The organism is Aliivibrio logei (assembly GCF_001691055.1).
Taxonomy (GTDB): Bacteria; Pseudomonadota; Gammaproteobacteria; order Enterobacterales; family Vibrionaceae; genus Aliivibrio; species Aliivibrio salmonicida.
This window is the reverse complement of record NZ_MAJU01000041.1, coordinates 1-651: the sequence shown is the minus strand read 5'-3', so window position 1 is coordinate 651 and position 651 is coordinate 1. Positions and strand designations below refer to the sequence as shown.

The 651-nt window shown below is 37.6% G+C and carries 1 protein-coding gene; it reads left to right on the top strand.

What is annotated here, in order from left to right; genetic code table 11:
- Positions 1-624, top strand: a 624-nt coding sequence (locus A6E04_RS20655; protein WP_139078911.1) for an IS3 family transposase, incomplete at its 5' end; no start/stop codon positions are given.
- Positions 625-651: the final 27 nt, after the last annotated feature.

The following is a 651-nucleotide window of genomic DNA, read 5'->3' as shown; positions in this document are numbered from 1 at the left end:
ACTAATTATGTAGCAAAGATCATGAAGGCTCGAGGTATCAGAGCCCTTAACGGAAAAGGTTTCCGTTATGGACGACGCGTTGAATCAACTCGTAATGTGGTTGGCAATATCTTAGACCGACGCTTTACCGCTGAGAGCCCCAACGAGCGCTGGACAACAGATATTACGTACATTTGGGTTAATGACAAATTTATGTACCTGGCCGTTGTTATGGACTTATTTTCAAGGAAAATAATTGGATGGTCATTAGACGACTCAATGACTGAGGTTCTCATTTCAGATGCATTAAAAATGGCTTTCAATCGAAGAACGATTAAACAAGGTTTAATCATTCATTCAGATAGAGGTGTTCAATACCGTTCCAATAATTATCAAGAACTTATTAATGAGAATGGTTGTATTCAAAGTATGAGTCGAACAGGCAATTGTTGGGATAATGCAGCAATGGAATCCTTTTTCAGTCGACTAAAAGTCGAACTGATTTACCCAAAGAATTACCAAACAGTTACCGATGTACAAACAGGCATATTTGAATATATTGAGATCTTCTATAATCGTAAGCGCAGTCACTCAACATTAAACAACTTGAGTCCATTTGAATTTGAAAGTAAATTTGTAAAATAAAGTGTTCGCTTTTCGAGGGGCACACCA